This window comes from Streptomyces sp. (assembly GCF_035563135.1).
In the GTDB taxonomy this organism is placed as follows: domain Bacteria; phylum Actinomycetota; class Actinomycetes; order Streptomycetales; family Streptomycetaceae; genus Streptomyces.
Genome location: NZ_DATMVN010000678.1, coordinates 1 through 4,797, shown reverse-complemented (window position 1 = coordinate 4,797; position 4,797 = coordinate 1). Strand labels below are relative to the sequence as shown.

The following is a 4,797-nucleotide window of genomic DNA, read 5'->3' as shown; positions in this document are numbered from 1 at the left end:
AGCGGGCCCAGGCCGAGGGGACTGCGCGGGCGCGTTCCGGGCTGCTCGCGAGCGGGTCAGCCGGGCCGGGGCGCCCGCCGGGCCGGCAGAGCACGCTCCGCCGCGCAGGCGATGCCGAGCAGCGCCGCGTCCGTTCCCCGGTCGGTCACCAGCTGGAGGCCGACCGGGCAGCCGTCCTTCGTGAAACCGGCGGGCAGGCTTGCCGCCGGATGGCCGCTGAGATTGAACGCCCAGGTGAGCGCGGTGGAGTACACGTCCCCCGGACCCTCGTGGCCGTGCGGCCGGTTGGGTGTGACCGGGGTGAGCAGCAGGGGCGTACGGGCGAAGAGGGCGTCGAGCGTACGGTCGTTGGCGGCGCGGAGCCGCTCCGCGGACCGCGCCGGGCCTCCCGCGCGCACCGCGAGCCACGCGTCCGCCGGGTCGAGCAGTTCGCAGGACCCCGGTACGAGGCGTACCACCCCCGCCTCCACCAGCCGGCCGACCGCCCGCCGTGTCACGTCCGCGACGTCCGGGTCGACCGAGGCGAAGCCCAGGTCAGGGCTGTGGACGGCCGGGACGGGGAGCCGGGCGGGCCGGGGTGCGTACCCGTCCACCACATGGCGCAGGCAGGCCTCCGCGAGCTCCGCGGAACTCGCGAGCAGACCGGGGGACGCCAGGCCCGTACGGTCGGGGGAGGGCAGCAGACCCCCGGTCGTCCTCATGCCGAACACTCCGCACCATGCCGCCGGGATCCGTACCGACCCCGCCCCGTCGCTCCCCGTCGCCAGGTCCACCATGCCCGCCGCGACCGCGACCGCCGATCCCGCCGACGAGCCGCCCGGGGTCCGGTCGGGACGCCAGGGGTTGACCGTACGGCCGTGTGTGCCCTGCCCCCAGGTCTGCCAGGAGGTGCCGGGGCCGGGCACGGAGGTCGCTCCCACCGGCACGCCGCCCGCGGCGATCAGCCGACGGGCGGTGTACGAGCGGATGCCGGACCGGCCCTTCACGGCGAACGGCAGCCCGGCGAGCGGGAGGCGGGACGCGGCCTCGGCGCGTGCCCGCGCGTCCTGCGGCCAGACCTCGGTGAACGCGCACAGCCCGGGGTCGAGCCGGTCGATCCGGGCGAGGGCCGCTTCCAGGGTCTCCGGTGCCGGTGCCATGGCACCAGTCTCAGCCCTCCAGCGCCGCCTCCATCACCGCCCGCGCGATCGGAGCCGCGTTGCCGCCCCCGCTGACATCGGCCCGGTCGGCCGCCGCGTCCTCCACGACCACCGCGACGGCGACCGCGGGGCGGTCGGAGTCCGGAGCCTGTGCCCAGGCGATGAACCAGGCGTACGGGGTCGCGGAGTTGTCGATCCCGTGCTGGGCGGTGCCCGTCTTGCCGCCGACCGTCACCCCGTCGATCGCGGCGTTCGTGCCGGTGCCGTTCTCCACCACGTCGACCATCATCCGCTGGAGCTGCCGGGCCGTGACCGGGCTCATCGCCTCGCGGTACTCGTCCGGGTCCTGCCGCCGGACGGTCCCGCCGTCGTCCGTGGTCACCCGGTCCACCAGGTGCGGGCGCCTCAGCTCACCGTCGTTCGCCACCGCCGAGGCCACCATCGCCATCTGCAGCGGGGTCGCCGTCGTGTCGAACTGGCCGATCGAGGACTGGGCCAGCTGGTCGTCGCTCATGTCCGAGTCGAAATTGCTGCGGGCCACCCGGGAGGGGATCCTGAGGCCGTCGTCGTTGAAGCCGAACCTGCCGACCGCGTCCAGCATCCCCTCCAGCCCCACCTCGACGCCCAGGTGGGCCATCACCGTGTTGCAGGAGACCCGGATCGCCTCCGCCAGTGACGCCTTCTCGCAGCCGCGCGCCTCGTCGGGCAGCGTGGTCGAGGTGCCCGGCAGGACGTACGGGGACGGGGTGTCCGTCGCCGCCTCCGGATCGGTGACCACACCTGTGTCCAGCGCCGCCGCCGCCGTCACGATCTTGAAGGCCGAACCGGGCGGATAGGTCTGCCGGATGGCCCGGTTGAGCATCGGCCGGCTCTGCGCCTCGTTGAGTTGCTCCCACGCGCCGGTGACGGCCGGGCCGGTGCCGGAGAGGACCTCGGGGTCGTACGAGGGGGAGGAGACCAGTGCCAGCACCCGGCCGGTGCCCGGGTCGAGGGCGGCGACAGCGCCGTGCCGGCCGTCCAGGCCCTCGTACGCGGCGCGTTGCACCGGGTCCTCGATGGTCGTGACGACATCGCCGCCGGGCTGCCGGGTGCGCGTGATGTCACCCCACAGCGGCAGCGGGGCCAGCAGCGGGTCGGTGCCGGAGAGGACGCCGTCCTCGGCGTTCTCCAGCAGCGTGGTGCCGTACGTCTGCGAGGCGTAGCCGGTCACCGGCGCGTACAGCGGACCGTGGCGGTAGGTGCGCTCGTACGCGAGCTGTTCCCCGGTGTCCTTCGAACCGGTGACCGGCTCGTCGCCGACCAGGATGTCGCCGCGTGGCTGGCCGTAACGGTCGATGGTGGTGCGGCGGTTCGCGGAGCTGGTGTTGAGCTCGTCGGCCTCGAAGAGCTGGACACGGGCGGCGTTCGCCAGCAGGGCCAGGAGCAGGAGCAGGCAGAAACCGGCGGCGCGCCGGATGTAGCGGGTCACCGCCCCTCCCCGGCCGGTGCGGTTCCGGTGGCGGGGGCGGGTCTGCGGGCCACGTCGCTGACCCGGATGAGCAGCGCCACGATGATCCAGTTCGTGACCACGGACGAACCGCCCTGGGCCAGGAACGGCATCGCCATCCCGGTCAGCGGGATGAGCCCCATCACCCCGCCCGCGATCACGAAGACCTGGAGCGCCAGGATCGAGGCGAGTCCGACCGACAGCAGCCGCCCGAACGGGTCCCGCAGGGCCAGGCCCGCACGGAAGCCGCGGGCCACGAGCAGGGCGTACAGCAGGAAGACCGCGGTGAGCCCGGCCAGACCGAGCTCCTCGCCCGCGGTGGCCAGGATGAAGTCCGACTTGGCGGCGAAGCCGATCAGGATGGAGTGGCCGAGTCCGAGTCCCGTGCCGAGCATGCCGCCCGCGGCGAACGCGAAGAGGGACTGGGCGAGCTGGCTGGGCCCCTGGCCGGCGTCGATCGTGGCGTAGGGGTCCAGCCAGTCCTCCACCCTGCTGTGCACATGGGGTTCGAACGAGCCGACGGCGAAGGCGCCCGCGGCGGCGAGGAGCAGCCCGACAGCGATCCACCCGGTCCTGCCGGTGGCCACGTAGAGCAGGATCACGAAGAGGCCGAAGAAGAGCAGCGAGGTGCCGAGGTCCCGTTCGAGGACGAGGACGCCGACGCTGAGCAGCCAGATCGCGACGATGGGGCCCAGCACCCGTCCGGTGGGGAACTGGAACTTCCAGATCCTGCGGCCGGTGTACGCGAGTGCGTTGCGGTTCGCGCCGAGGTACGCGGCGAAGAAGACCGCGAGCAGGATCTTGGCGAACTCGCCCGGCTGGAAGGAGAGGCCGCCGACCCGGATCCAGATCTTGGCCCCGTTCACCGCGGGGAAGAAGATCGGCACGACCAGCAGGACCAGCGCCGCGGCGACCGAGAGGTACGCGTAGCGCTGGAGTACCCGGTGATCACGCAGCAGCACGACGACGGCGATGAAGAAGGCGATCCCGAGCGTGGACCAGATCAGCTGGGTCGTCGCCGCCCGGTCACCCGGGGTCTCCAGGTCGAGCCGGTAGATCAGCACCAGGCCCAGTCCGTTGAGCAGCACGGCGATGGGCAGCATCAGCGGATCGGCGAACGGGGCGCGGAAGCGGACCGCGAGATGGGCGAGCAGGGCGAGCAGACCGAGACCGGCGCCGTACCCGGCGACGTCGGGGGGCACGGCGCCGTTCCGGGCGAGGCCGACGGCCGCGTAGCCGTAGACGGAGATGATCACGGCCCCGGTCAACAGCGAGAGCTCGACCCCGCGCCGCTTGGGCAGGCGTAGCGCGGGCGGGCGTGCGTCCGCCGTCGTTGCGGTCATGCTCCGCAACGTAGCAAGAGGCAGGTGTTAATTCCCTTATGTCAGCTTCGTGGCACTCCTCACCGGGCGCGGCCCGAGCGGCTCAGCGCTGGTACGGGTTGCCGCCGCCGGGGGGCGCGTAGCCGGGCTGCTGCTGCGCCGCGCCGTGCGGATGGCCGTCCTGCCCGCCCTGGGCCTGCGCCAGCAGCTGGTCGGCCTGCTCCTTCGGTATCTGCCGCTCCCCGCCGCAGAACGTGCACTGCGTCGCGTACTTCGTGGAGAACGGGAACAGCGGCACGAAGAACAGCGTGAACTTGGTGACCCGCTTGCGCAGGGTGTGCGCCGCGGGATTGCCGCACCAGCCGCACACCATCGTCAGGACCGCCAGCTGATGGAGGTAACCCCGCGTACCGAAAATGATCATGATGTGGTTCCTTTCCCCGTGTCGCCCAGAAGTGCCCGCCGGCAGAGTGCCAGCAGTTTCTCGTCCTCATAAGTGTCGTGACTGCCGTATCCGCCGTCCAGCGCGTTGTGGCGGCGGACGGAGAGGAGCTCGGCCCGCAGCACCCGCGCCGCGTCCGGCCCTGCCCGAGCGACCCCCATCCGCGCCAGGCATTCCGCGACCCGGACCCTGACGTGACGACTCCCCTCCCACGCGGCGAGGAGCACCGGTACGGCCTCGCCGGTCCGTCCCGAGACCTGCCAGAGGGCGATGGCGGAGTCGACGCGGAGCCACGGCTCCTCGTGTGCCAGCAGGGCCCGCAGCCTCGGGGCCACCGCCCCGGCCAGCCCGCCCAGCCCGCCCAGCGCGCTCACCGCCGCCCGGCAGTCGTGCACCTGCTCGGCCCGC

The 4,797-nt window shown here is 73.0% G+C and carries 5 protein-coding genes; all 5 read right to left on the bottom strand.

Annotated features, from left to right (window positions below; genetic code table 11):
- Positions 1–56: 56 nt before the first annotated feature.
- Positions 57–1,139, bottom strand: coding sequence for an amidase (locus tag VN520_RS30300; RefSeq protein ID WP_325750142.1), 1,083 nt, complete (start codon positions 1,137–1,139; stop codon positions 57–59).
- Positions 1,140–1,149: 10 nt separating this feature from the next.
- A complete protein-coding gene (locus VN520_RS30295) occupies positions 1,150–2,607 on the bottom strand; it encodes a penicillin-binding protein 2 (protein WP_325750141.1) in 1,458 nt (485 codons plus the stop codon).
- Positions 2,604–3,968, bottom strand: a complete 1,365-nt coding sequence (locus VN520_RS30290) for an FtsW/RodA/SpoVE family cell cycle protein (RefSeq protein ID WP_325750140.1) — start codon at positions 3,966–3,968, stop codon at positions 2,604–2,606. The genes VN520_RS30295 and VN520_RS30290 overlap by 4 nt, the downstream gene beginning before the upstream one ends.
- A gap of 82 nt (positions 3,969–4,050) precedes the next feature.
- Positions 4,051–4,371 (bottom strand): zinc-ribbon domain-containing protein, encoded by a 321-nt coding sequence (locus VN520_RS30285; protein WP_325750139.1) that lies wholly within the window; start codon positions 4,369–4,371, stop codon positions 4,051–4,053.
- On the bottom strand, positions 4,368–4,797 hold a 430-nt coding region (locus VN520_RS30280), incomplete at its 5' end, for a HEAT repeat domain-containing protein (RefSeq protein ID WP_325750138.1). The genes VN520_RS30280 and VN520_RS30285, both read right to left, overlap by 4 nt.

Excerpts from the sequence above, each read along its gene's own strand:
- VN520_RS30285 (WP_325750139.1), bottom strand. The coding sequence starts at position 4,371 with ATGATCATTTTCGGTACGCGGGGTTACCTCCATCAGCTGGCGGTCCTG.
- VN520_RS30290 (WP_325750140.1), bottom strand. The coding sequence starts at position 3,968 with ATGACCGCAACGACGGCGGACGCACGCCCGCCCGCGCTACGCCTGCCC.
- VN520_RS30300 (WP_325750142.1), bottom strand. The coding sequence starts at position 1,139 with ATGGCACCGGCACCGGAGACCCTGGAAGCGGCCCTCGCCCGGATCGAC.